This window comes from Type-F symbiont of Plautia stali (assembly GCF_059731105.1).
In genome coordinates this window covers 3,885,178-3,907,897 of the sequence record NZ_AP035909.1, presented here as the reverse complement: position 1 = coordinate 3,907,897, position 22,720 = coordinate 3,885,178, and the positions used below count along the sequence as shown (strand labels likewise).

The 22,720-nt window shown below is 59.4% G+C and carries 21 protein-coding genes and 1 riboswitch; of the genes, 11 read left to right on the top strand and 10 right to left on the bottom strand.

Annotated features, from left to right (window positions below; all coding sequences use genetic code 11):
* Nucleotides 1-28 precede the first annotated feature (28 nt).
* Both mqo and AC6I7A_RS18645 read right to left on the bottom strand, forming a co-directional pair.
* On the bottom strand, nt 29-1,642 hold the full coding sequence (gene mqo, locus AC6I7A_RS18650) for a malate dehydrogenase (quinone) (protein ID WP_058956907.1): 1,614 nt from the start codon (nt 1,640-1,642) through the stop codon (nt 29-31).
* A 510-nt stretch (nt 1,643-2,152) separates the two neighbouring features.
* Complete coding sequence (locus tag AC6I7A_RS18645; protein ID WP_058956908.1) at nt 2,153-2,608, bottom strand: carboxymuconolactone decarboxylase family protein; 456 nt, start codon at nt 2,606-2,608, stop codon at nt 2,153-2,155.
* Between the two features lie 57 nt (nt 2,609-2,665).
* Here AC6I7A_RS18645 and pdxR point away from each other — a divergent pair, with 57 nt between their 5' ends.
* On the top strand, nt 2,666-4,111 hold the full coding sequence (pdxR, locus tag AC6I7A_RS18640) for a MocR-like pyridoxine biosynthesis transcription factor PdxR (RefSeq protein WP_058956909.1): 1,446 nt from the start codon (nt 2,666-2,668) through the stop codon (nt 4,109-4,111).
* On the opposite strand, the gene AC6I7A_RS18635 is transcribed toward pdxR, so the two are convergent.
* Nucleotides 4,101-4,343 (bottom strand): DUF1158 domain-containing protein, encoded by a 243-nt coding sequence (locus AC6I7A_RS18635; protein ID WP_009087958.1) that lies wholly within the window; start codon nt 4,341-4,343, stop codon nt 4,101-4,103. The genes pdxR and AC6I7A_RS18635 overlap by 11 nt on opposite strands.
* 317 nt (nt 4,344-4,660) lie before the next feature.
* On the opposite strand from AC6I7A_RS18635, the gene mntP reads away from it, so the two are divergent.
* The 6 genes from mntP to AC6I7A_RS18605 all read left to right on the top strand — a co-directional run bounded on the left by mntP (nt 4,661) and on the right by AC6I7A_RS18605 (nt 10,855).
* Nucleotides 4,661-5,236: a manganese efflux pump MntP gene (gene mntP, locus AC6I7A_RS18630; RefSeq protein WP_058956910.1), complete on the top strand. Its 576-nt coding sequence runs from the start codon at nt 4,661-4,663 to the stop codon at nt 5,234-5,236.
* Nucleotides 5,237-5,353: 117 nt separating this feature from the next.
* Nucleotides 5,354-5,431 carry a stress response protein AzuC gene (azuC, locus tag AC6I7A_RS18625; protein WP_111207900.1) on the top strand — a complete coding sequence of 26 codons (78 nt, stop codon included), beginning with the start codon at nt 5,354-5,356 and terminating at the stop codon, nt 5,429-5,431.
* A gap of 614 nt (nt 5,432-6,045) precedes the next feature.
* Nucleotides 6,046-6,978 carry an SMP-30/gluconolactonase/LRE family protein gene (locus tag AC6I7A_RS18620; protein WP_058956912.1) on the top strand — a complete coding sequence of 311 codons (933 nt, stop codon included), beginning with the start codon at nt 6,046-6,048 and terminating at the stop codon, nt 6,976-6,978.
* A 38-nt stretch (nt 6,979-7,016) separates the two neighbouring features.
* Nucleotides 7,017-8,372, top strand: coding sequence for an MFS transporter (locus tag AC6I7A_RS18615; protein ID WP_058956913.1), 1,356 nt, complete (start codon nt 7,017-7,019; stop codon nt 8,370-8,372).
* A 187-nt stretch (nt 8,373-8,559) separates the two neighbouring features.
* Complete coding sequence (locus AC6I7A_RS18610; protein WP_058956914.1) at nt 8,560-9,471, top strand: alpha/beta fold hydrolase; 912 nt, start codon at nt 8,560-8,562, stop codon at nt 9,469-9,471.
* Nucleotides 9,464-10,855: a hypothetical protein gene (locus AC6I7A_RS18605; RefSeq protein WP_058956915.1), complete on the top strand. Its 1,392-nt coding sequence runs from the start codon at nt 9,464-9,466 to the stop codon at nt 10,853-10,855. Before AC6I7A_RS18610 ends, AC6I7A_RS18605 begins: the two co-directional genes overlap by 8 nt.
* 21 nt (nt 10,856-10,876) lie before the next feature.
* Here the strand turns inward: AC6I7A_RS18605 and AC6I7A_RS18600 are convergent, their stop codons facing one another.
* Nucleotides 10,877-12,229 (bottom strand): MFS transporter, encoded by a 1,353-nt coding sequence (locus tag AC6I7A_RS18600; RefSeq protein WP_058956916.1) that lies wholly within the window; start codon nt 12,227-12,229, stop codon nt 10,877-10,879.
* Nucleotides 12,230-12,398: 169 nt separating this feature from the next.
* Nucleotides 12,399-13,301, bottom strand: coding sequence for a GntR family transcriptional regulator (locus tag AC6I7A_RS18595; RefSeq protein WP_009087945.1), 903 nt, complete (start codon nt 13,299-13,301; stop codon nt 12,399-12,401).
* A gap of 137 nt (nt 13,302-13,438) precedes the next feature.
* Between AC6I7A_RS18595 and AC6I7A_RS18590 the strand changes: the two genes are divergently transcribed.
* A complete protein-coding gene (locus AC6I7A_RS18590; protein WP_058956917.1) occupies nt 13,439-14,467 on the top strand; it encodes a zinc-binding alcohol dehydrogenase family protein in 1,029 nt (342 codons plus the stop codon).
* 17 nt (nt 14,468-14,484) lie between these two features.
* Here AC6I7A_RS18590 and AC6I7A_RS18585 read toward each other — a convergent pair whose 3' ends face one another.
* Nucleotides 14,485-15,405 carry a nucleoside hydrolase gene (locus AC6I7A_RS18585; RefSeq protein WP_058956918.1) on the bottom strand — a complete coding sequence of 307 codons (921 nt, stop codon included), beginning with the start codon at nt 15,403-15,405 and terminating at the stop codon, nt 14,485-14,487.
* Nucleotides 15,406-15,533: 128 nt separating this feature from the next.
* A riboswitch (Fluoride riboswitch) is annotated at nt 15,534-15,609 on the top strand.
* An 87-nt stretch (nt 15,610-15,696) separates the two neighbouring features.
* Here AC6I7A_RS18585 and crcB point away from each other — a divergent pair.
* Together crcB and AC6I7A_RS18575 are read left to right on the top strand one after the other, a co-directional pair.
* Nucleotides 15,697-16,074 (top strand): fluoride efflux transporter CrcB, encoded by a 378-nt coding sequence (gene crcB, locus AC6I7A_RS18580; protein WP_009087940.1) that lies wholly within the window; start codon nt 15,697-15,699, stop codon nt 16,072-16,074.
* 117 nt (nt 16,075-16,191) lie between these two features.
* Complete coding sequence (locus AC6I7A_RS18575; RefSeq protein ID WP_058956919.1) at nt 16,192-17,007, top strand: sugar phosphate isomerase/epimerase family protein; 816 nt, start codon at nt 16,192-16,194, stop codon at nt 17,005-17,007.
* Here AC6I7A_RS18575 and AC6I7A_RS18570 read toward each other — a convergent pair.
* The 3 genes from AC6I7A_RS18570 to AC6I7A_RS18560 form a co-directional block, all read right to left on the bottom strand.
* On the bottom strand, nt 17,004-17,609 hold the full coding sequence (locus tag AC6I7A_RS18570; protein WP_009087936.1) for an alpha/beta hydrolase: 606 nt from the start codon (nt 17,607-17,609) through the stop codon (nt 17,004-17,006). The two genes, AC6I7A_RS18575 and AC6I7A_RS18570, sit on opposite strands and share 4 nt — an antisense overlap.
* A 10-nt stretch (nt 17,610-17,619) precedes the next feature.
* Nucleotides 17,620-18,561, bottom strand: a complete 942-nt coding sequence (locus AC6I7A_RS18565; protein WP_046100793.1) for a glutathione S-transferase family protein — start codon at nt 18,559-18,561, stop codon at nt 17,620-17,622.
* A gap of 99 nt (nt 18,562-18,660) precedes the next feature.
* Nucleotides 18,661-19,560 (bottom strand): LysR family transcriptional regulator, encoded by a 900-nt coding sequence (locus AC6I7A_RS18560; protein ID WP_058956920.1) that lies wholly within the window; start codon nt 19,558-19,560, stop codon nt 18,661-18,663.
* 140 nt (nt 19,561-19,700) lie between these two features.
* Here AC6I7A_RS18560 and AC6I7A_RS18555 point away from each other — a divergent pair, with 140 nt between their 5' ends.
* Complete coding sequence (locus tag AC6I7A_RS18555; RefSeq protein ID WP_046100792.1) at nt 19,701-20,825, top strand: GNAT family N-acetyltransferase; 1,125 nt, start codon at nt 19,701-19,703, stop codon at nt 20,823-20,825.
* On the opposite strand, the gene AC6I7A_RS18550 is transcribed toward AC6I7A_RS18555, so the two are convergent.
* Nucleotides 20,822-22,654, bottom strand: coding sequence for an ABC transporter ATP-binding protein (locus AC6I7A_RS18550; RefSeq protein WP_009087928.1), 1,833 nt, complete (start codon nt 22,652-22,654; stop codon nt 20,822-20,824). The genes AC6I7A_RS18555 and AC6I7A_RS18550 overlap by 4 nt on opposite strands.
* Between the last annotated feature and the right edge of the window lie 66 nt (nt 22,655-22,720).

Sequence of the window (22,720 nt, the reverse complement as noted above, 5' to 3'; positions counted from 1 at the left end):
GCGGAGCCTTTTTATCAGCGGTGCGGAATTACTTACCGACAACGAACGCGGTTTCACGTCCTTCATCGTTTGCCGCCATCGGTGTCACCGGCGAGTAGTCGAGCTGCAGAATACGGCTGGTTTCGGCCAACACTTTCTCTGTCAGGGCCACGTCACCGTTCAGCTTACGGCCCCATGAAGGGATGACGGCGCGGATTTTATTCTGCCATTCCGGTGTGGCCATCTGCTCAGGACAGACCTTATGCAGCAGTTCCAGCATAATCGGTGCCGCTGTCGAGGCGCCCGGTGAGGCGCCCAGCAGTGCTGAAATCGTCCCATCCTGTGAGGCGACCACTTCGGTGCCGAGGCGCAATACAGCACCCTCTTTCTCATCCTTCTTGATGATCTGCACACGCTGACCGGCCGTCACTAACCGCCAGTCCTCCTGCTTCGCCTGCGGCACATAGGCGCGCAGGGCGTCCATACGGTCGCGATCGCTTTGCAGCACCTGATCCATCAGGTATTTCACCAGATCGAAACTTTTCAGCCCCACTTTCACCATCGGCAGCATGTTGCTGCTGTTCAGAGAGGTGAACATATCCATCAGCGAACCCTGCTTCAGGAACTTGGTGGAGAAGGTGGCGAACGGGCCAAACAGCAGCACCTGCTTGCCATCCAGTACGCGGGTGTCAACGTGCGGCACGGACATCGGCGGTGCGCCGACGCTGGCTTTGCCGTAGACCTTGGCCATATGCTGCGCCACTACCTGCGGATTTTCCGTCACCAGGAACGAACCCCCTACCGGGAATCCGGCGTAGCCGTTCGCTTCCGGGATACCGGCCTTCTGCAGCAGCGGCAATGCCGCGCCGCCAGCGCCGATAAAGATTTTGCCCGCTGTCAGCGTGCGGCGGTTGCCGCTGTTCAGACACTGCAGCGTCACCTGCCAGCGCCCGTCAGCAAGCTGCTTCAGGTCACGCACTTCCTGACGCAGACGCAGGCGGAAGTTCGGCTTCTTCTCTAAGGAGGCGATCAGCTGACGCGTTACTTCACCGAAGTTCACATCGGTGCCCATCTCCGTCCAGGTCGCGGCCACTTTCTGACGGCGATCGCGGCCATTCATGACCAGCGGGATCCAGCGCGCAATCTGCTGCGGATCTTCGGAGTAGGCCATGCCCCGGAACAGGGTGCTTTTCTGCAACGCCTGATAGCGTTTGCGCAGGAATTCGACGTTGTCGTCTCCCCAGACAAAACTCATGTGTGGCGTGCTGTGAATAAAGCTTTTGGGATTGCGCAGATTGCCTTTCTGGACCTGATAGGCCCAGAACTGGCGGGAAATCTGGAACGATTCGTTGATCGTCACCGCTTTAGAGATGTCGATGCTGCCATCCGCCTGCTGCGGCGTATAGTTCAGCTCGGCCAGGGCGGCATGACCGGTGCCGGCGTTATTCCAGCCGTTGGACGACTCCTCGGCCACGCTGTCCAGCCGCTCCACCATTTCGATGGACCAGTCCGGCGCTAAATCCTGCAGCCATGCACCGAGTGTAGCGCTCATCACACCTGCGCCAATCAGCAGCACGTCAACGTCTTTGCGCTCCTGCGCGATAGTGGTGTCCTTTGCCATGGCACTCATCGCGAGCGCAAGGTTTACAGCTGAATTGCACATGAGGCGACATCTCCTCTTCTGTTGACCTGAAGCCCAACAGTTTTGCAGGCGAAATAGTCACGCTTCTTGCGAGCGCGTTGCGCTATTTCTCAAAGGTTAAGTCTCAGGTATAGGTTAAAGCGGTGATAACGGGTTAACTGCACGTTATGCTTTGTCATCCGAATATAACATTCTCACCCCTGAATTAAACATTTGTTTATTTTTTAAATGCAGAAATGATTCAGCATAAGAATTAATCATCAGCATGGCTGCGCGATTAGGGATTTTTTATTGTTAAGTCAGGGGGTTAACCCGGAAAGGATGTTGCGGAAAAGCGCCATGATGGTGCAACGGCAGAATCGATATGAACGGTGCGGAATTATTTAATTATCTGAATTTTAGCGATTTATTATGCAATGCGGAATAGTTTGAATTGTTGATAAAGCAGCCAGATAGGCTCTTGTGTAAAAATAATGTTACATTTTTGTGAGTCTGAAAATGCGCGCGCAGCGGCGCACGCATCGGTTTCACTTATGACGCATTCGCACTGGCAGGCAGCTTTTTCAGACTTATCGCCATGCGGTTGTAGGTGTTCATCAGGCCAATGGCGATGTTCAGATCGACAATCGCTTTGTCACTGAAGTGCTCCCTCAGCGCGGTATAACTTGTTTCCGGCGCACCATGCTGTGCAATCAGCGTCAGGCACTCCGCCCACTGCAGGGCCGCTTTCTCTTTTTCACTGAACAGGGTGCCGGATTCGTGCCAGACCGACGTCAGTACAATTTTATCCCAGCCGATCCCCGCCTTGTTCAGCGCTTTTGTATGCATATCAATGCAGTAAGCGCAGCCGTTAATCTGCGATATGCGCAGGAACAGCAGTTCCAGTAAAGTGAGCGGCAGATCGGTTTGTGACAGATAACCGTATATGCCGCTCAGTGCTTTCATGCCTGCCGGTGCTGCCTGGTGAAAATCGATACGTTCGCTCATCTTATTGCCTCCTGGGATTGATGAGGCGATTTTCGGCCTTTGAATGGAGCAGATAAAGTGCCAAAAAATGAGAGTCTGACTGGTCCATCGCCCCTTTTCTCGCTGACGCTGCAGCGCGGTACGTCGCGTGGTCTGAGCGAACAGCTGCGCCAGCTGATTGAGCAGGCGATTGGTGAAGGCCGTTTACAGCCGGGGGCGCGTCTGCCTTCCTGTCGCGATCTGGCCGCGCAGCTCGGTGTTGCCCGCGGCACCGTCCGTGCCGGTTATGACATGCTGGCCGATGGTCAGTTTCTGGAGACCCGGGGCGCGGCGGGCACCTTCGTCAGCACCCTGCCGCCATTAAAATCGGTCCGATCCGATGCCGGGTGCCTTCCGCCGCACTCTGAAGGGATCGAGGCGTTTGATGCCCCGCCGCTAACCTTCCAGATGGGGACGCCCGCCAGCGATGCGTTCCCGGCCAAAGTCTGGCTGCGCATCCTGCAGCGGCAGGCGCGAATGCAGGTCAGCCGGCCAGCCAGCTATCCCGATCCGCGTGGCAGTCTGGCACTGCGTCAGGCGCTGGTGGCCTATCTGGCGGTGGCGCGCGGTCTGCGCTGTCAGGCGGAGCAGATCATCATTACCAGTGGCTATGCAGGCGCGATGGGGCTGATTGGCCTGGCGATGGATTTTCAGGGCAAAACCGCCTGGCTGGAAGATCCCGGATTCTGGCTGGCGCGCGGCGCGGTGGAAGCGTTGCGGGTCAGCCCGGTTGCGGTGCCGGTCGACGAGGAGGGGATGCAGGTCGCTGCCGGGGTGACGCGTGCGCCGGACGCCGCTTTCGCGCTGGTGACGCCGGGCCAGCAGGCACCGCTTGGCATGACGATGAGTCTGGCGCGCCGCCATGCCCTGCTTGAGTGGGCCAGCCGCGAACAGCGCTGGATTATTGAAGATGACTATCTGGGTGAGCTCCAGCCTGGTCATCGCGCCGCGCCAGCGCTGGCCGCACTCGACAGCGAGGGACGGGTCCTGCATATCGGCACGTTCAGCAAGACGCTGACGCCACAGCTGCGGCTCGGTTTTATGGTGGTGCCGCCCGCACTGGCTGCCCGGTTCGGTGAGGTGTGCGCGTTACTGGCACCGGCATCGGCAGGATTGCTGCACAATGCGGTCGCGGAGTTTCTGCGGGAAGGTCACTTCATGCGGCATCTGCGGCGGATGAAGCGTGTGTATCACGAGCGGCTGGAGCAGATGGTTGCTGCGCTGCACCCCCATTTTCCGGACCTGCAGCGCGCCGGGCTGGCGGTGATCGTTCGCCTGCCCTCCGGTTCCCCGGACCAGCTTATTGCTCAGCAGGCGGCAGAGTGGGGGATGGCACCCTCGCCGCTGTCAGTCTGGTATCAGGATGCGGATCAGCGCTGCGCAGGCCTGTTGCTGGGCGCGGCACATCTGCCGCGCGAAGGCTATGCCCGCAGCGCCGGACAACTAAAAGCGCTGGTGGACGCCCATTGTGCCGTCAGGCCCTGAACCAGCGACGCCAGACAAAGCGGATAACGAAAAACTCCAGCGCGCCCAGCAGTAAAAACCAGATACAGAACACGACCGTGTAAAGCTGATTAAGATCCTGCAGATGGAACAGCTGCAGCAGATGCTGCGCCACGGTCAGGCTGAAGGCAGGGGCGGGCAGCAGCAGCGCCGAGAGAAAACCCAGCAGCAGAATGCCACCAGGCACGATCAACGTTTCAAAAGGGTTATTCATTACCGGTATCCCATCATTATCAGCCCGGCATTTTCCGGTAATTGGTCGCGCGGTTCAATGGCGGTATCGGGCGCAAAGGCGAAGGGAGCGGGGATTCAGGCACTCAGAGTGGCCAGAAAACGCTTTGCCACCATCGACTTAGGTCCATTCATAGCGGAAGATAAGAGTTATAGCCTTTGCTATACTTAAATCCCTGATTTTGCTGTCTTTTTATCTGCGGGTTTGCATGGTAGACTGCGCGCACTTTTTCATAACTGAACACTTTGTGTGGTGAATTCAGCGTGAATAGCCGCTTTTTCGCCCCAGGTGAATAAATCATGACCTTTATTGCTACGTTAATTCTTGCGCTGGGTATGTCGATGGACGCATTTGCTGCTGCGCTGGGCAAAGGTGCGACGCTGCATCGTCCTGGTTTTAAAGAAGCGCTGCGCACCGGTCTGATTTTCGGCTCTATTGAAGCACTGACTCCGCTGATTGGCTGGGCACTCGGCCTGGCAGCCAGCCGTTACATCATGGCGTGGGACCACTGGGTCGCGTTTACACTGCTGGCGTTCCTGGGTGGCCGTATGATGATGGAAGGCTTCCGTCAGACTGCGGCTGCCGAACCCTGTGAAGCGCCAAAAAGCCACGGCTTTGTGGTACTGGCGACCACTGCGGTAGCCACCAGCCTTGATGCGCTGGCGGTCGGCGTTGGCCTGGCCTTTTTACAGGTGAACATCATCACCACCGCGCTGACGATTGGTGCCGCGACCACGGTAATGGCGACGACCGGTGTCCTGGTCGGGCGCTTTATTGGTCCGGTGCTGGGTAAATGGGCGGAGGTGCTCGGTGGCCTCGTCTTAATTGCCGTTGGTTCCACTATTCTGCTGCAGCATCTCGGCTACACCGCATAGGTTTTATGGCGCGGGAAGCCGTAGTTTTGTGATCGGGTTCAAATTTATTTGCTGTTAAAACGCACAGAAGTTATACTTTTTCAGTATTTCTTCAACTTAATTTGAATCAGGTGCTCCATGAAACGCATTTTCAAATACGTGTTCCGTGCTTACGTTGAGACGTTCAAACACGTACCGCCGGGTGCCATCTCCTGAGCACCCCGCAGGAAACCCTCGATAATCGCGGTCAGGGATCGACCGGTGATTATCACCTCTCTGTTTTGCTTCCGCTGACTGAAACCCGCTTTTTCTACGCCTGAGGTCTGTTCAGGTTGCCGCCTCCGTTTCTCCGTTCCCTTTCTTAAACCCTGGATCGGTTCCATTCCGAAGCATAATTTTCAAATTCGCTTATCTGACAGGGATCGATAACGTATTTGACGTGACAGGTCATCATTCTCCTCCGGGTATAAGAGATTGAAAATTTTATTTTTTATATTCGACTTCAACCTTTTTTCATCATCATTTTAAAAAGCGGCTTCAGCCTTTTTCGCTTTTCGCCCGTCTGCGGTTCATGAACTGGCCGGTACATGTCGGCATAATTTGTGAGTGACATCTTGTTTACATAATAAACAAGCTCATAACACTGGCATCAGCGCCAGTGTCGTCGATATAGTGATTTCATCATGTACACCTGAGTTTTACTTAGTAAAACAGACTGTGAGGCAGGCTATGTTCGCTGATGAGACACCGCTGATTCACCACAGAGACGCACACGTGCGCACGGATTGTGTCAGCCGGGTTAAGGGATTCACTGAAAAGGACACCATTCTATGACTTATCTGACGCAGGCGGATGTCAGGGAGACATCAATTTTTACCCGGCTGCCCGACCACTTTCGTTCCCCTGATCGCAATAATGTCTGGGCTGCCGCCAATCGTGGAGGACAGCTTACCGACTCTTTTCTGGAAGGGCCGGTCTGGCACCCTTCCGGTTGTCTGTACCTGACCGATATCCCGTATGGCCGGATATTCCGGGTCGATATGGCAGGCAACTGGGATCTCGTCGTGCAATATGATGGCGAACCGAACGGCATGAAACTCGTCGATCCGGATACCCTTCTGATTACAGATTATCATCACGGGCTAATGAAGCTCTCGCTTAAAACGCAGGACGTGACGCCGTGGCTGCCTCGCCGCCACAGTGAGAGCTTTCGCGGTGTGAACGATTTAACGCCCGACAGCCGGGGAAACCTCTATTTCACCGATCAGGGTCAGACGGGACTTCACGATCCGACTGGCCGTGTTTATCGTCTCAGCCAGGACGGACGACTGGATATCCTGCTGGATAACTGTCCAAGCCCAAACGGGCTGGTTCTGTCGCCAGATGAAAAAGTGCTTTATGTCGCGATGACGCGCGGCAACGCCATCTGGCGCGTGCCGCTTCAGCGTGATGGGTCGGTCAGCAAAGTGAGTCAATATTTTACCTCGCACGGGCCCAGCGGTCCCGATGGACTGGCCATCAACGCGCAGGGTGAGCTACTGATTGCCAATCCGGGGCTGGGCCGCGTCTGGCTGCTAAACGATCTGGCTGAGCCTGCCGAAATCCTCACCAGTCCCGCCGGACGCTCCACCACCAACCTCTGCTTTGGTGGCGAAAATTTACAGCAACTGTTTATTACCGAATCGGTCAGCGGCAGCATTCTTACCTGTTCAATGAAGACGCCCGGCCATCCACTGTCCTTTATGTCCACTGCATTTCTCTAAGAACAACTCTGCGTTCTCTGAACGCAGCGGAGGCACTCATGAATCTGCATACTGTAAGCACTGGCTCACCTGCGGAGCCGGAAACCGTGTCCGGCGATCGTGAAGAGATGAATCAAAAGGATTTTGAACAAAGTGAACAGGCAGCCGGTAAAGCGTTTCGCCGTATCCTGCCTTTTATTTTCATCTGTTATGTCGTCAGTTATCTGGATCGCACCAACGTCAGCTTTGCGGCGCTGGGCATGAATGCCGATCTGGGCATCACGGCTGAGCAGTTCGGATTCGGCGCCGGGATGTTTTTTATCGGCTATTTTCTGTTTGAAGTGCCCAGCAACCTGATCATGCAAAAAGTGGGCGCCCGTATCTGGATTGCCCGCATCATGATCTCATGGGGACTCATCTCCATGGCGACCGCCTTCGTGTCCGGCCCCCTGAGCTTTGCCTTTGCCCGTTTTTGTCTGGGGGTGGCCGAAGCCGGATTCACGCCCGGTATTTACCTGTTCTTCACATACTGGTTCCCCGGAAGCTGGCGCGCAAAAATTACGGCCGCCTTTTTAGTCGGGATCCCCGTGGCCAATATCATCGGCGCTCCCTTATCGGGGATGCTGATGCAAATCACCGGGCATGAACATATCCGTAACTGGCAGTGGCTGCTGCTGCTGGAAGGGTTCCCGGCGGTGATCCTCGGCGTGCTGTGCCTCTTCTTCCTTAACGACCGCCCGGAGAAGGCAAACTGGCTTAGCGACACGGAAAAGTCCCTGCTGAGCAGACGACTGAAGAACGAGCAACAGCAGATTGAAAAAGCACATGGTTCCAGCCTGCGCGATGCGCTGCGGAATCCGCTGCTTTATCTGCTGGCGTTTATTAACTTCTGCGGGATTGTCGGTTCGATCGGGGTGGGCCTGTGGATGCCGCAGATCATCCGCCAGCTTGGCGTCAGCCACACCACCACCGGTTTCCTGACCGCATTACCCTACATTTGTGCCGCGTTCAGCATGCTGTTCTGGGCACGGCGGGCCAATGCCTCCGGACATCGCATTCGCTGGATCAGTGGTGCACTCGTTATCGCCGCCTTTGCGCTGGCCTGCAGCGCCGTCGTGAATGAGCCCGTTCTGAAGATGCTGGCACTCTGCTTTACCGTCAGCGGCATTCTCGCTTTTCAGGCCTCATTCTGGGCTCTCCCTTCGGGCTTTCTTACCGGCAGCGCAGCGGCAGGTGGATTAGCGATGATCGTCTCTGTCGGGAATCTGGGCGGCTTTGTCGGCCCCTCCCTTATTGGCTATATCCGCCAGAGCAGCGGGGGATTTACCTGGGCACTGCTGGCGGTCTCTGCCGTGCTGCTGATTGGGGCGTTCTCCGTGGCATTAATCAAAGATCCCTATCGCAAAGCACAGTAAAAAGAGGGAAAAGGCGCGCTGGCGCCTTTTCCCCTCTCCGCGAATCCAGGGGCTGAAGACACGCTTTCCGGCGTCCCGCCTCCCCGCAAGAGACACGCTGAACTTTTCCTCGCCATGACACCGATAAACCGCCGCCAACCCGATCCCGGCCTACACTGAATTATTCTCCCCGAAACAGGAGCAGTGGATGATCCAGAAGCAGCGACGAAAACAGGCAGCGATGGTGGCAGGCGTGGGATTAGGTGTGGCGGCCACCCTGTGGGGCATGAAACGCTGGCAGCAGCTGAAACAGACACCGCCGGTGTCACCGCGCAGCCACCATGCCGGCATGGCCGGTTACTTTCAGCAGGTGGGCGACTGGCGGATGTTCACCCGGGTCACGCCCAATGAGGATAAGGGACTGCCGGTGGTGCTGATCCACGGACTGGTGATGTCAGGCCGGGCGATGGAGCCGCTGGCGCTGGCGCTGAGCCGCGACTATCACGTGCTGGTGCCGGACCTGCCTGGTTTCGGAGCCAGTACGCTGCCCGCTTCTGCGCCGGTGATGTCAGTCGACCAGCAGGCGGAGGCGCTCTGGTTATGGCTGCAGCACAACGGCTTTCAGCGCGCAATCTGGGTCGGTAACTCGTTTGGCTGTCAGATTCTGGCCGCGCTGGCGGTGAAGCATCCGCAGGCGGTGGCGGGGCTGGTGCTGCAGGGTCCGACAGTGGACCGCCATGCCCGCAGCCTGCCGCGTCAGCTGTGGCGCGACTGGCGCAATGGCCGGCTGGAAACCCGGCGACCGCCGGGGCCGCTGGCCCGCATCGATTACGCTAAAGCGGGTCTGCGCCGCGCCTTTGGCACGATGCGTGAGATGATGCGCGACCACATCGAGCATCGCCTTACCTACATCAATGCGCCCACGCTGCTGCTGCGCGGCTCGCGCGATCCGGTCTGTCCGGCACGCTGGCTGGATGAGCTTGCCGCGCTGATGCCGCACAGCGAACTGATTACACTGCGCGACGGCACGCACACCCTGCATTACGTCTATCCGTGGAGTTTCTGTCACGCCATTCGCCCGTTCCTGGCGCGCATTCAGCAGGAGAATCAGCATGAGTAAACCCCCGAAAGGTATTGCCCGTTTTGACTCCGCCGCAGCGATGCTGCTGGCGCTGGCGAATGCGCTGCACGATCGCCCCTTTGCCAGTCCCAGCCAGTCTCCGACGCTGGATCGGCTGCTGCCGTCGCTGAACCGGCTGCCGACCGGACTGCGGGAGTGGGGCTACGCGCTGGGCGGGATGGCAGAGGGCATCAGCCTGCGCCAGGCGGGGGAGCTGGATGTGGAGGGCATCGCCGAATGGATGGTCAGTGAGTATCCCCAGCAGGATTATCCCGCCGCCTTTATCGGCTCGTCGAACGGTGCGCTGATGCATCTGGCGGCGGCGATGGGCGTGCCCTGGCTGCCACAAACCTTTCTCTGCCCGGTGCGGGCAACCAGCAGCGATCCCGATGATGCGCAGGCAGGTTTTGAGGAGGGTAAAGAGATTGCCGCTGCGCTGCTCTCGGCCTGGCCGCGGCTGGCGGTTCACCATATGCAGGACCCCAATCAGGATCGGCTGATGCTGGACCAGATGCGCTATTTCCGGCTGAAACTGCGCGACCTGCCGCTGGCCTTTAACGAGTTCCTGATGGGCAGCCTGCCTGCCGGATCCACCCTGTTCATTAATCACTGTACCCGCCAGTGGCCGGTCACGCGCACCAGCGATCGCTCCTTCTTTCAGTTTGGCGCGCTCGGCGGGGCAACCGAGCAGGAGTATTTACAGGGTGGTCCGCGGGTTGCGGAGTATCTGGCACGTTATGGCGTTGACCGCGAGCGCTGGACACCGCCCGCCATCACCGATCGGGTGCCGGAAGCGGAGTGGGGGCTGGATGGCTATCTCATCTCACCACTGAAAAAGCTGGCGGAAGCCCAGAACTGGAAGCTGATGGAGATTCGCTATGAAGATCCGGAAGCGATGAGTTATGTGGTGGCAGAGATCTATCGTGACTGGTATCTGGCTGCCGGTATTTTACCGACCCGTCTGACGGTGGACAGTTTCCTGCTGATGGACCCGTGGAGCAGCATCCGACAGCAGGCTATCCCGTTCTGGCTGGTGTTCTGCACCGAGCCGTCAGCGGCGGCCCTGCAACGCTTCCTGGAAAAACAGCCGCCGTTCCGCAATATCGACATGATGCTCTTTTCTCACGGCACCGACAGCATCGGGCTGGCGGAGATTGATCGCTGGCGGGCGCTGCTGGACCATGCCCGTGATGAGGGGGTCTTCATCGGCGTGGATGAAGAGCGGTTCCCGCGCGATTTTGCTACCTTTGCCCGCTTCGACTCGGCGCTGCGTGAAAGAGCACCGCTGCTGCCACCGCCACCGCCGCTCAGCACGGAGAAGGTGATCGCCGGTATTCAGCGTTACGGGGCGAAACATGGGGTTACACTGACGACGCTGAGCTGACCGCCGCGCCGTCAGCGGGGGTTATTCGCCGTCGGTGATCGGCTTACGCACCAGCAGCAGATAGGCGAGGGCGCCGATGAGCGTGACACAGGCGCAAATCATCAGCGCCAGGCTGAACGATTGGGTGGTGTCGAGCACCCAGCCGGTAATGACCGGCGCAAACGAGGCAAAGATAAAGCTGGCGAAGTTCTGAATGCTGCCGACCGAGGCGGTCATGCGCGCGGTAACGTTGGCGTGGATCAGCCCCCAGCACGACGTACCGGCAAAGTGGATACAGAACAGCGCCATGCCGATCAGCGTCACGGCGCTGGTGGTGTCGGTCGCGCGGGTGACAACGGCGGTAAATCCGGCTGACAGCAGCATGCCGCTGACGATGCAGACTTTGCGGGTTTTCACCGCGTTAAACCCGCGGCGTACCAGCGTATCGACCACATAGCCATTCAGCAGCATACCCGCCGCGCCGAACAGGAACGGAATCGCCGCCAGCAGGCCCGTGCTTTTGAGATCGAGGTGATAAGTCGACTGCAGATAGCCCGGCAGCCAGGCGATATAGAGCCAGGCGGTGTAGTTGATGCCGCTGAAGCCAATCATCATGCCCCACATGGTGCGCTGCTTAAACAGGCCGCGCCACTCCCTGAAGCTGATCGGCTCTTTGCGTGACGCCACGCTGCCCGCCTGCAGATAGTGGATCTCTTCGGCGCTCAGGGTGCGGTTATCGCGGTCGCGATAGACCATGTACCAGCCAATGGCGAGGAAGATGCCGAGGATGCCGATGGTGACAAACATCCCCCGCCAGCCCATCACCAGCATCATTGCCGCCAGAATCGGCGGTGCAACCGACAGCCCAATCATCGAGGCGGCGTTAAACATCCCCATCGGCATGCCGCGATCTTTGATATTGAACCAGTCGTTGATCACTTTGACGCCGCACGGGTTCATCGGCGCTTCGCCAATGCCGAGGCCGATGCGCACCAGCACAAACTGGGTGAAGTTGTGCACCAGGCCAGAGGCCGCCTGAAACAGTGACCAGATGAACATGCCAATGCCGAGCATGATGCGTGGCCCTTTGCGATCCAGCAGCGCACCGCACGGCAGCTGCGCCAGACCATAAGCCAGCGAAAAAGCGGAGAGCAGAACGCCGATTTCGGTGGCGCTCAGTCCCATCTCCTCACGGATAGTCATATTGGCCACCGACAGCGAGCTGCGATCCAGATAGTTGATGACGGCCGCAAACAGCAACAGCAGCATCGCGGTGATCTGAATCTTACGGATGCGCGGTGAGCGCACCACGTCGCTGCGCATGGGCACGAAATCCTGGTCTGGTGTCATCTCACCGGACGCGCGATCACGGCCGGATACTGAGGTCTTTTCCATTGCACTCTCCCGAAACTGGCTGGTTATCGTTATGGTGAGAAGGGTCTGCGCGCAGCGGCAAAAGGCCGCCGTGACGTTACCGTCGAGACTAAGAGCAAAGGGAAAAGGATGTTGCAAAGATGTTTCTGAAGCGTGCGGGAGCTAATGCTTTGTGGTTTTTAATCGGTTTTTAATTGTACTGGCTGATTGATCGCACCATGGAGGTTTTTGCGGTGGCCAGATGGTTGTGCAGGGCGCAGAGCGCGTCGACATCCTGACGGCCAATCAGCGCGGTCAGAATCGCCATATGCTCCTCCAGCGCCACGATATTGCGCTGCTTAAGATCGCTCTCATCCCACTGATAGTGCGAATGAAAGATCACCGAGATGATCTCCAGCGACTGATTAAAGAACGGATTGCTGGCGGCGGATAAGATCAGGGAATGCATCTGCCGATCCAGCGCGGCAAAGTGGCGATAGTTGCTGGCGATGGTGTCGCGCATCGATCGATGGCGATCCAGCAGATCCCGCGCCTGAACCCAGCGCTCATCACTGGCGGGCAGATTCAGGAAGCGGCTCAGGGCGTGGGTTTCCAGCATCTCGCGCAGTTCAAACAGCTTCTCCGCGTAGTCCTGGGTGAATTTCTTCATCCGCCACTGGCCGCGTTTAACCGGCTCCAGCAGGTCATAGCGCATAAAACGCAGCAGAAATTCACGCACCACGACCGGACTGACCTTCACCTGCTGCGCCAGCTGCAGTTCGCTGAACGTGTCACCCGGCACCAGCTGCCGCTGGTTAATCAGATTAAAAAACATCTGCTCTACGTGGCTGGCCTGCTGCTCAATCGGCGGCGTGACGGCGCTGAAACTGTCCTCTTCGCGCGGCTCGCGCACGATAACCCAGGTCTGTTCAACCTTATCCAGTACGCCGCACTGGTGCAGGTAGTGCAGGGTATGGCGCACCGTGGTCCGGCTGATATTGAACATCTCCGCCAGCGCCGCCTGTGGCGGCAGCGGGGAGCGAATATGGCGCTGAGCAATACTTTCCAGCATCTGGTTAACCACGTTCTGACGCAAATTCTGGCTGCGGCTCATCGCACTCTCCGGTTTTTTATGCATTAAAAACCATTCAGAGCCCAAAAAAACCGTGGTGCTTCACACTTCCGGCAAGCGAGACCCGCGTCCGCTGCCGGATTCGGCATAACTGCCTGCAGGACAACCGGAGACTCACCATGACAACAATGAAAGCACTGGTCATCGCTGAACCACGCAGAATGGTCTGGGCCACCCGCGACAGGCCAGCGCCCGCCGCGGGCGAGGCGCTGATTAAAATTCTCACCGCCGGGATCTGCGGAACAGATATTCACGCCTGGTCCGGCAATCAGCCCTTTTTCAGCTATCCCCGGGTGCTGGGCCATGAAATCTGTGCGGAGGTGGTCGCGCTGGGCCGTGGTGCTGAAGGTGTTCAGCCGGGCCAGCGGGTGGCGCTTATGCCCTACATCGCCTGCCTGCACTGCGACGCCTGCCAGAGCGGTAAAACCAACTGCTGTGAGCAGATCTCCGTGATTGGCGTCCATCAGGATGGGGGATTCAGCGACTACTTAAGCGTGCCGGTCAGCACGCTGCTGGCGGTGGATGAAGTGACACCGGAGGCGGCTGCGCTGATTGAGCCGTTTGCCATCAGCGCGCATGCGGTGCGTCGGGCTGGCGTGACCGCTGATGAGCAGGTGCTGGTGGTGGGGGCGGGGCCGATTGGCCTGGGTGTGGCTGCCATTGCCGCTGCCAGCGGCGCGCAGGTGATCGTGACGGACACCAGCGCATTTCGTCGTCAGCATGTCGCTGACCAGCTTGGCCTGGTGGCGCTGAACCCGGCAGACGCGGCATTCGATGCGGCGCTGCGCGAGCAATCGGGCGGGCGGCTGCCGCTGAAAGTGATCGACGCCACCGGCAGCCCGGCGGCCATGAACAATGCGGTCAGCCTGATACGGCACGGCGGCACGGTCGTCTATGTCGGCCTGCACAAAGGCGATCTGGTGATCCCGGACAGTGAGTTTCACAAAAAAGAGGCCACCCTGCTCGGGAGCCGGAACGCTACCCGCGAAGATTTTGATCGGGTCTGCTCCCTGATGGCCAGCGGTCAGCTGCGCGCCAGTATGATGCTGAATCACTCTCTGGCGTTCTCCACGCTGGATGAAACCTTTGAACCGCAGGTCATCAACAATCGCGAACTGATCAAAGGCGTGATTCATTTCGACCGGTAACGCGGCCAGCCAGCGCGTCAGGGCGCGGTGAGGGTGTTAAAGAAGTGCGCCCGCACCGCGTCAGCATCCACGCCGAGCGCGATGCGCTGGGCGGGCAGACCGGCAAACGGGTCCTGCCGGGAGGCCAGTGCGCTCAGCCTGCGCACAGTCTGACCGCAGGCGATCCCTTCGGTGATCGCCCGCAGCGGGCTTTCGGCCAGGGTAAACGCCTCTGGCAGACTGAGCCATGCCACCGCCAGGGTGTCGTGCAGCGCCATGCCGTTAAATCCCTCTTTCGCCAGACTGTAAGCCAGGTAAGGGCGACAGATGGCGCTCAGCACCGGCTGATTCAGCCGCTGAACCTCTTCGCCGGTGATCAGGACCTTGTGGGTAACATCCAGCGGGATCACCACCACATTCAGCGCCGAGGTGAGCACCTGATCGGCAGCATGCGGATCTTTCCAGATATTAAATTCGCTGAAGGGCGTCACGTTGCCACTGTGTCCCCCGGTGCCGAACGCACCGCCCATGATCACCAGCTCTTTCACCAGCGGAATGATGTCGGGTGCCTGATTAATGGCCGAGGCGATGTTGGTCAGCGGACCGATCGCCACCAGGGTGATCTGATGCGGCTGTGCCCGCACGCTGTCGATAATAAACTGCACTGCGCCGGGGGCCTGATCGCTACAGCTGTTTTCAAACGCATCACCCAGCCCGTCCTGACCGTGCAGGGTGGCGGGGGCCGACGGGGCCTGGGCCAGCGGCCGCGCGCAGCCGCGATAAACCTCTGCGTCGATCGCCATCTTCTGGCAGAACAGCCGGGCATTTTTCACCGCCTGACCCACCGCCACGTTGCCGAAAACGGTGGTAATGCCCAGCAGATGCTGGGTGCGCGCCGCATAAGCCAGCGCAAAAGCATCATCCACGCCGATATCAGTATCAAAAATCAGGGTTCGCATCGCCTCTCCGTCACCGACTCTCATCCCTCAGCATTACCCCGCCCGCAGCGTGGGCGTCAAGCATTTACGCCAGCCGGGCCGGTTTCCCGGCGCAAGGTTGCCAGCCTGAAACGGGCGTCGTATTATCACCGGCTCAAGGTGATGGCGTGCCACCTTTCCCAACCGCCGGTGGGCTTAACACCGGCTGATGACGCCTGACACTCAATCCTTTCGCGGGAGCTGAGGCGTCAGGCGCAGTTTATCTCTGCCTCTCCTCTCAGCCCGGCGTTAATCTGCAATCAGGAGCAAGTTATGTTGAAACCGTTACTGGCGGTGATGATCGGCGGCTCGGCCGGCTGTGTGCTGCGCTGGCTGTTCGCGATGCGCTTTAATGCGCTCTTTCCCAATCTGCCACCCGGCACGCTGCTGGTGAATCTGATCGGCGGGCTGGTGATTGGCGGTGCGATGGCCTGGTTTGTTCGCCACCCCGACATCGACCCGATCTGGAAACTGCTGATCGTCACCGGCCTGTGCGGCGGACTGACCACTTTCTCCTCCTTCACGGCAGAATTAATGGTGTTGCTACAATCAGGTAAGTATCTCTGGGCGATGGCCAGCGCGCTGGTCCATGTGATCGGTTCACTGCTGATGGCGTTTGCCGGTTTTGCGCTGGTGACGCTGCTGGGCTGAGCCGGTTAACCGGCCCCTGTGCGCCAGAGAAACAGAGGGGTTCAGGTCACGCCCGTCTCTCACCGGGGGCATGACCTGAACATCACCGATTATTCCGGACGATTAAGGAGCCGAGCAATGCGAACCAACCCCACCTTCCTTAACCTGGTGTTGTTAAACGGTGAACCCGGCCAGAAACTCCAGGCGGCGCGTGACGCCGGTTTCGATCAGGTGGAGATCTGGCGCGAGGATGTTGAGGCGTGCGAGGGCGGTGCGGCGGCGCTGGCTGAGATCGCGGCCCGGCAGGGACCCGGCTTTACCAACCTCCAGGTGCTGCGCGATTTCACCGGCGCACCCATGGCACTGCGCGCACAGAAGCGCGAAGAGCTGCGTCAGTTTATTCAGATCGCCCAGGCGCTGGGCTGCGATACCCTTCAGGCTCCGGCCAGCACCCGGGAAGATTGCTGTGCCGAACTGATCGATGATGACCTGCGCTGGATGGCCTCTGAAGCCGCGCGCTACAACATGCGCATTATGTACGAGCCGATGGCCTGGTGCAGTGTGGATAACACGCTGCCGCTGGCGTGGCAGCGGTTGCAGCGGCTCGACCAGCCGAATATCGGTCTGGTGGTTGACCTGTTCCATATCTGCGCGCGCGGGGGCGACGCCGCCCATCTGGATGGCATTCCGGCCGACCGCATTTATGAGGTGCAGCTGTGTGATATGGCCGCCGTTCCGGCTCAGGACAAACAGAGCCTGATGGCGATGGCGAAGCATCAGCGTCTGCTGCCTGGCGACGGCATTATCGACGTGGATCGCTTTGTCGATAAGCTCAAAAGCGCAGGCTATCAGGGGCCGCTGGGTATTGAAGTCTTCAATGACAGACTGAAACGCCTGCCGCCTGAGGTGGCGGCGGCGCAGGCCTGGCAGGCGTTAGACCGCTACCGGCGTTAATCCTGCAGGCACTGTCCGATAAAGGCGGCGGCGTGCATCGCGCCCGGGCCTGAAATGGTGTGGCCGGTGGCCGGTTCAAAGCGCGCGTCGACCGGCACCCCGGCGGCTCTGAGTCGTGTCGCGGCCGATTCGCTCTCCTGCCACGGGATCACCTCATCGGCCTGGCCGTGGATCAGCAGCGCGGGCACATGAGCCTGCGGAGTTAATTGCCCCTCAACGGCCAGACGACCGGAAAAGGCAACCACGCCTGCCAGCGGATAACGGCCCGAGGCGAGCGCGTCCAGCGCCATAATCGACCCCTGTGAAAAGCCGACCAGCACCACATCCTGCCAGCGGTCGGCGAAGCCATGCTGCTCAACGATAGCGTTCAGGGTTGCGTCAAACGCGGCGCGTGCTGCCCGCACCCGGCCTGGCCGATTTTCTGGCGTCACGTCGGTCAGGCTGAACCACTGCCAGCCAAACCCTGCGGCAAAACGTTCAGGCGCATTGGGCGCGGCAAAAATCACATCCGGCAACAATGTCGCCCAGTGGTGGCCCAGCGGGGCCAGGTCATCGCCGTTACTCCCCACGCCATGCAGAAAAATCACCAGTGCCTTTGCCATCATTGCTCCTTTAAAAACCGTATTCGCTCATATCCGGGCCCGCCGGCACGATGCCGTTCGGGTTGAGCGCTTTGATCGAGTAGTAACCCTGTTTGATGTGATCGATGTTGACCGTCTCACGCACGCCGGAGACCGACAGCATGCTCTTAAGATAGCGGTTGAGCAGCGTATAGTCGCGTAAGCGGCGCAGGTTGCATTTGAACAGGCCGTGATAGGCCACGTCAAAGCGGATCAGGGTCACAAACAGGCGAATGTCGGTTTCGGTCAGCCGTTCCCCCAGCAGAAACGTGCGGCCATCGCTCAGCAGCGCCTCCAGCTCATCCAGCTGGCTGAAGACGTCGTTAAACGCCTGCTGATAGCTGATGGCGGTCGTGGCAAATCCGGCGCGGTAAACCCCGTTATTCAGGCGCGGATAGAGGCTCTCATTGAGCGCATCAATCTCAGCGCGCAGCGCGGCGGGATAGAGGTCGATGCGGTTATCGGCCAGATCGCCAAAGCCGCTGTTGAACATGCGCACGATGTCTGCCGACTCGTTGCTGACAATGGTGCCGGTTTTCTTGTCCCACAGCACCGGCACGGTGGCCCGGCCCGTGTAATCGGGTGCCACGCGGGTATAGATCTCATGCAGGTACTGCGCGTTATTCAGCGGGTCCTGCTGCGCGCCAGGAAAATCACCGAAGCGCCAGCCCTGAGCACCGAGCTGCGGCTCCACCACCGTGACGCCGACGAGCGACTCCAGCCCTTTGAGCCTGCGGGCGATCAGCGCACGTGATGCCCATGGGCAGATCAGCGCCACATAGAGATGGTAGCGGTCGGGCTCTGCCGGGAATGGCGTTGAGCCATCGCTGCTGATGAAGTCGCGGAAACCGGATGTCTGGCGGACGAAACCGCCCTGTTTATCGGTAGCCTGCACCGGATGCCAGTCACTACTCCACTTGCCTTCTACTAACATTGTGCGACTCCTCTGTTGAGATGAGAAGCAGCATAACTGATGACTAAAAGGCTGATAATCCGGTCCTGAAGACAATCATTTCTTCCATATTGGAAGAAATCAGACGGGTGGAAAATGAATGAAATGGGTGACCAGGAAGTCGATAAGCAGGCGCGCCCGGTGGGGCAGATGGCGGGCGGGCGGATAAACCGCAAACAGACCCAGTGGCGGCGTCTCGAAGTTCTCCAGCAGCCGGACGATATCACCGCGTTGCAGCGCAGGGGCCGCGATAAATCCGGGCAGGCGCGCGATGCCCAGGCCCGCGATAGCCGCCTGCAGACAGGCTTCGGTGTTGGCGAAGCGCAGACGGCCCTGCACAGGCACGGTCACGACCTCACCGTCGGAACCGGCAAACGGCCAGTGCCGGGAATCGCGAAAATTGGTGTCGATAATGCACTGATGCTGAGCGATCTCCTGCCAGTGCTGCGGGGTGCCGAACTGTTCAAGATAGGCCGGTGAGGCGGCGAAGCGCACGTGAACCTCGCCCAGCCTGCGCGCCACCAGGCTGCTGTCGCTCAGGTTGCCGATGCGGATCGCCATATCAAATCCTTCATCGACGATGTTCACGGCCCGATCTGAAAAGCTGACGTCCAGCTCAATCAGCGGATAGCGGCGGGCAAAGGCGACCAGCACCTGAGAGAGCACCGCCGTGCCAAAGGAGCCGGGCGCGCTGATTTTCAGCCGGCCGGTCGGCGTCATGGCGCTTTCGCGCACGCTGGCATCCAGCGTCTCAAACGCGTCGAGCAGGTGTTTGACCCGTTCGTAATAGGCGCGCCCGACATCGGTCGGCGACAGGGCGCGGGTGCTGCGCTTAAACAGCTGCACGCCGAGCTGCTGCTCCAGCTTCGATACCAGCTTTGACGCCTGACTGCTGCTGGTGCCGAGACGTAATGCCGCCGCAGAAAAGCTGCCGGTTTCCAGCACCGTGACAAACATCCGGTCACAATCGAGTCGATCCATGGCGATGTCCTGTGGGATAAAGTCGCAGTATAGGGGCTGTGCTCAGCGGATGCAGCCTTCACTTTGCGTGCCTTAGCCCTTTCGCTGACGCGCAAAACCTGCTTGACTGCATCTCTGCCCGCCGTTGTCTGGAGTAATTCATGTCGCTGATTCACCTGAACTCGCTGACGGCGATTCCCGCCGCTGAGTGGGATGCCCTGTTGCCGGATGACCAGCCGTTTCTGCGCCACGCCTTTCTGCTCACGTTAGAAGAGAGCGGCAGCGTGCGGCCTGCATCGGGCTGGCAGCCTGATCATCTGCTGTGGCAGGAAAATGGCGTGACCCGCGCCGCGCTGCCGGGCTACCGCAAACGCCATTCCCAGGGCGAGTATGTCTTTGATCACGCCTGGGCGGATGCCAGCCAGCGCGCCGGGATTCGCTACTACCCGAAGTGGCTGGGGGCGATTCCCTTCAGCCCCGTCAGCGGTGCCCGTCTGCTGGGTGATCCCTCTGCTGCCGCACACCTGCTGGCGGCCCTGCCTGAGCACCTGTTGCAGCAGGGCTTAAGCGGCGCGCACATCAACTTTACCGACGCGCAAGCCAATACCCTGCTGGCTGAGCAGCCCGACTGGCTGTCGCGGCTCGGCTGTCAGTATCACTGGCACAACCGGGGCTACCGTGATTTTCAGGATTTCCTCGATACGCTGATGTCGCGCAAGCGCAAACAGCTGCGCAAAGAGCGTGAACAGGTGGCGCAGAGCGGCTTCGAATTTGACCGCTATCCGGGCCATCAGCTGCGGGAAGATCAGTGGGATTTTGTCTATACCTGTTACGCCAACACCTATGCGGTGCGCGGCCAGCGCCCCTACCTGACGCGGGATTTCTTCAGCCTGCTGGCGGAGCGGATGCCGCAGAATATTGTGGTGGTGATCGCCCGCTTACAGCAGCAACCGGCGGCGATGGCCTTTTATCTGCGCGACAGCAACACGCTCTATGGCCGCTACTGGGGCTGTCTGGCGGAGTTTGACCGGCTGCACTTCGAAACCTGTTTCTATCAGGGGATGGATCTGGCTCTGGATGAAGGGCTGGCGCGGTTTGATGCGGGTGCGCAGGGTGAGCACAAGCTGGTGCGCGGCTTTGAGCCGCAGATCACCCACTCCTGGCACTATCTGCTGCATCCCGGCCTGCGCGATGCTGTCGCCGATTTTCTGCAGCAGGAGCGGGAAGGCGTGCGCGGCTGGGCGGAAGAAGCGCGCGACGCCTTACCCTATCGGCGTGGCGATTAATCGACGCCGACAAACCCCCCGGTCTGATGCTGCCACAGCCGGGCATAGAGGCCGTTTTGCGCCAGCAGTTCCTGATGGCTGCCCATCTCGGCGATGCCGCCCTTATCCAGCACCACCAGCCGGTCCATCTTCGCGATGGTCGACAGGCGGTGCGCGATGGCGATGACGGTTTTACCCTGCATCAGCGACTCCAGACTCTCCTGAATCGCGGCTTCCACTTCTGAGTCGAGCGCCGAGGTAGCCTCATCCATGATCAGAATCGGGGCATCTTTCAGCAGCACGCGGGCGATCGCCACACGCTGACGCTGACCGCCCGACAGCTTCACCCCGCGTTCGCCCACGTGGGCGTCCAGGCCGGTGCGGCCCTGCGGGTCGGAGAGCAGGGGAATAAACTCGTCGGCGCGGGCGCGGCGGATCGCAAGCTGGAGCGCCTCTTCACTGGCGTCGGGACGGCCATACAGCAGGTTTTCGCGGATTGAACGGTGCAGCAGCGAGGTGTCCTGGGTGATCATGCCAATCTGGCTGCGGAGGCTCTCCTGCGTCACGCTGGCGATATCCTGATCGTCGATCACAATCCGGCCACCGTTCAGGTCATAGAGCCGCAGCAGCAGGTTGACCAGCGTCGATTTGCCGGCACCCGAAGGACCAATCAGACCAATCTTCTCGCCGGGCTGAATGGTGAGGTTAAGGTGGTTGATGACCTGACGACCGCCACCATAGTCGAAGCGCACATCTTCATAGCGAATCTGGCCGCGCGTCACCTTCAGCTGCTTCGCCTGCGGCGCATCCTGCACGCTCAGCGGCTGGGCGATGGTGTTCAGGCCATCCTGCACCATGCCGATATTTTCAAAGATGCCGTTGACGACCCACATGATCCAGCCGGACATGTTCACCAGGCGGATCACCAGACCGGTCGCCAGGGCAATCGCCCCGACGCTAATCAGCGACTGGCTCCATAGCCAGAGCGCCAGCCCGGAGGTGGAGACAATCAGCAGGCCGTTCAGCGCTGACAGCGTCAGATCCATGCTGGTGACCATGCGGCTGGCGTGCTGGGTTTTATCGGTCTGCTCCTGAATGGCCTCGCGCGCATACTGACGTTCCAGATCGCTGTGGGCGAACAGCTTGATGGTGGCGATATTGGTATAGCCGTCAACGATGGTGCCCATCAGCTTAGAGCGTGCTTCTGAGGAGACCACCGAACGCGCCTTGACGCGCGGCACAAAGAAACGCAGTGAGGCGCTGTAGGCCACCATCCAGAGGATCAGCGGGATCATCAGCCGCCAGTCGGCATCGGCAAACAGGATCAGCGAGGTCACGGCGTAGATCAGGACATGCCAGATGGCATCCACCAGCTGCACCGCCGAGTCGCGCAGTGAATTGCCGGTCTGCATGATGCGCTGGGCGATACGACCGGCGAAATCATTCTGAAAGAAATTGAGACTCTGACGCAGCACGTAGTTGTGGTGCTGCCAGCGGATCATACTGGTCATGCTCGGGCTGATACTCTGGTGCACCAGCATGTCGTGCAGGCCGATAAAGATCGGCCGCAGAATCAGCGCCACCGCCCCCATCCAGAGCAGCAGCGGCCAGTTATCCCGGAACAGCGTGGCGGGCGTGGCGTGATTGACCATATCAATGAGGCGGCTCAGATAGCCAAACAGCGACACCTCGATCAGCGCGGAGACCAGGCCTACCAGCAGCAGCGCCGCAAAACTGGGCCAGACCTGGCGCAGATAGTAGAGGTAAAAGGGCCAGACCGTGGAGGGCGGTGAATCGGTCGGCGCGTCATGAAAAATATTGATAAAACGCTCAAAACGGCGATACAACATAGCGAGGCTCTTTTCATCCGGTAAAGAGCTACAGCTTAGTGCATGAACCCCATCCGGCTAACAGGA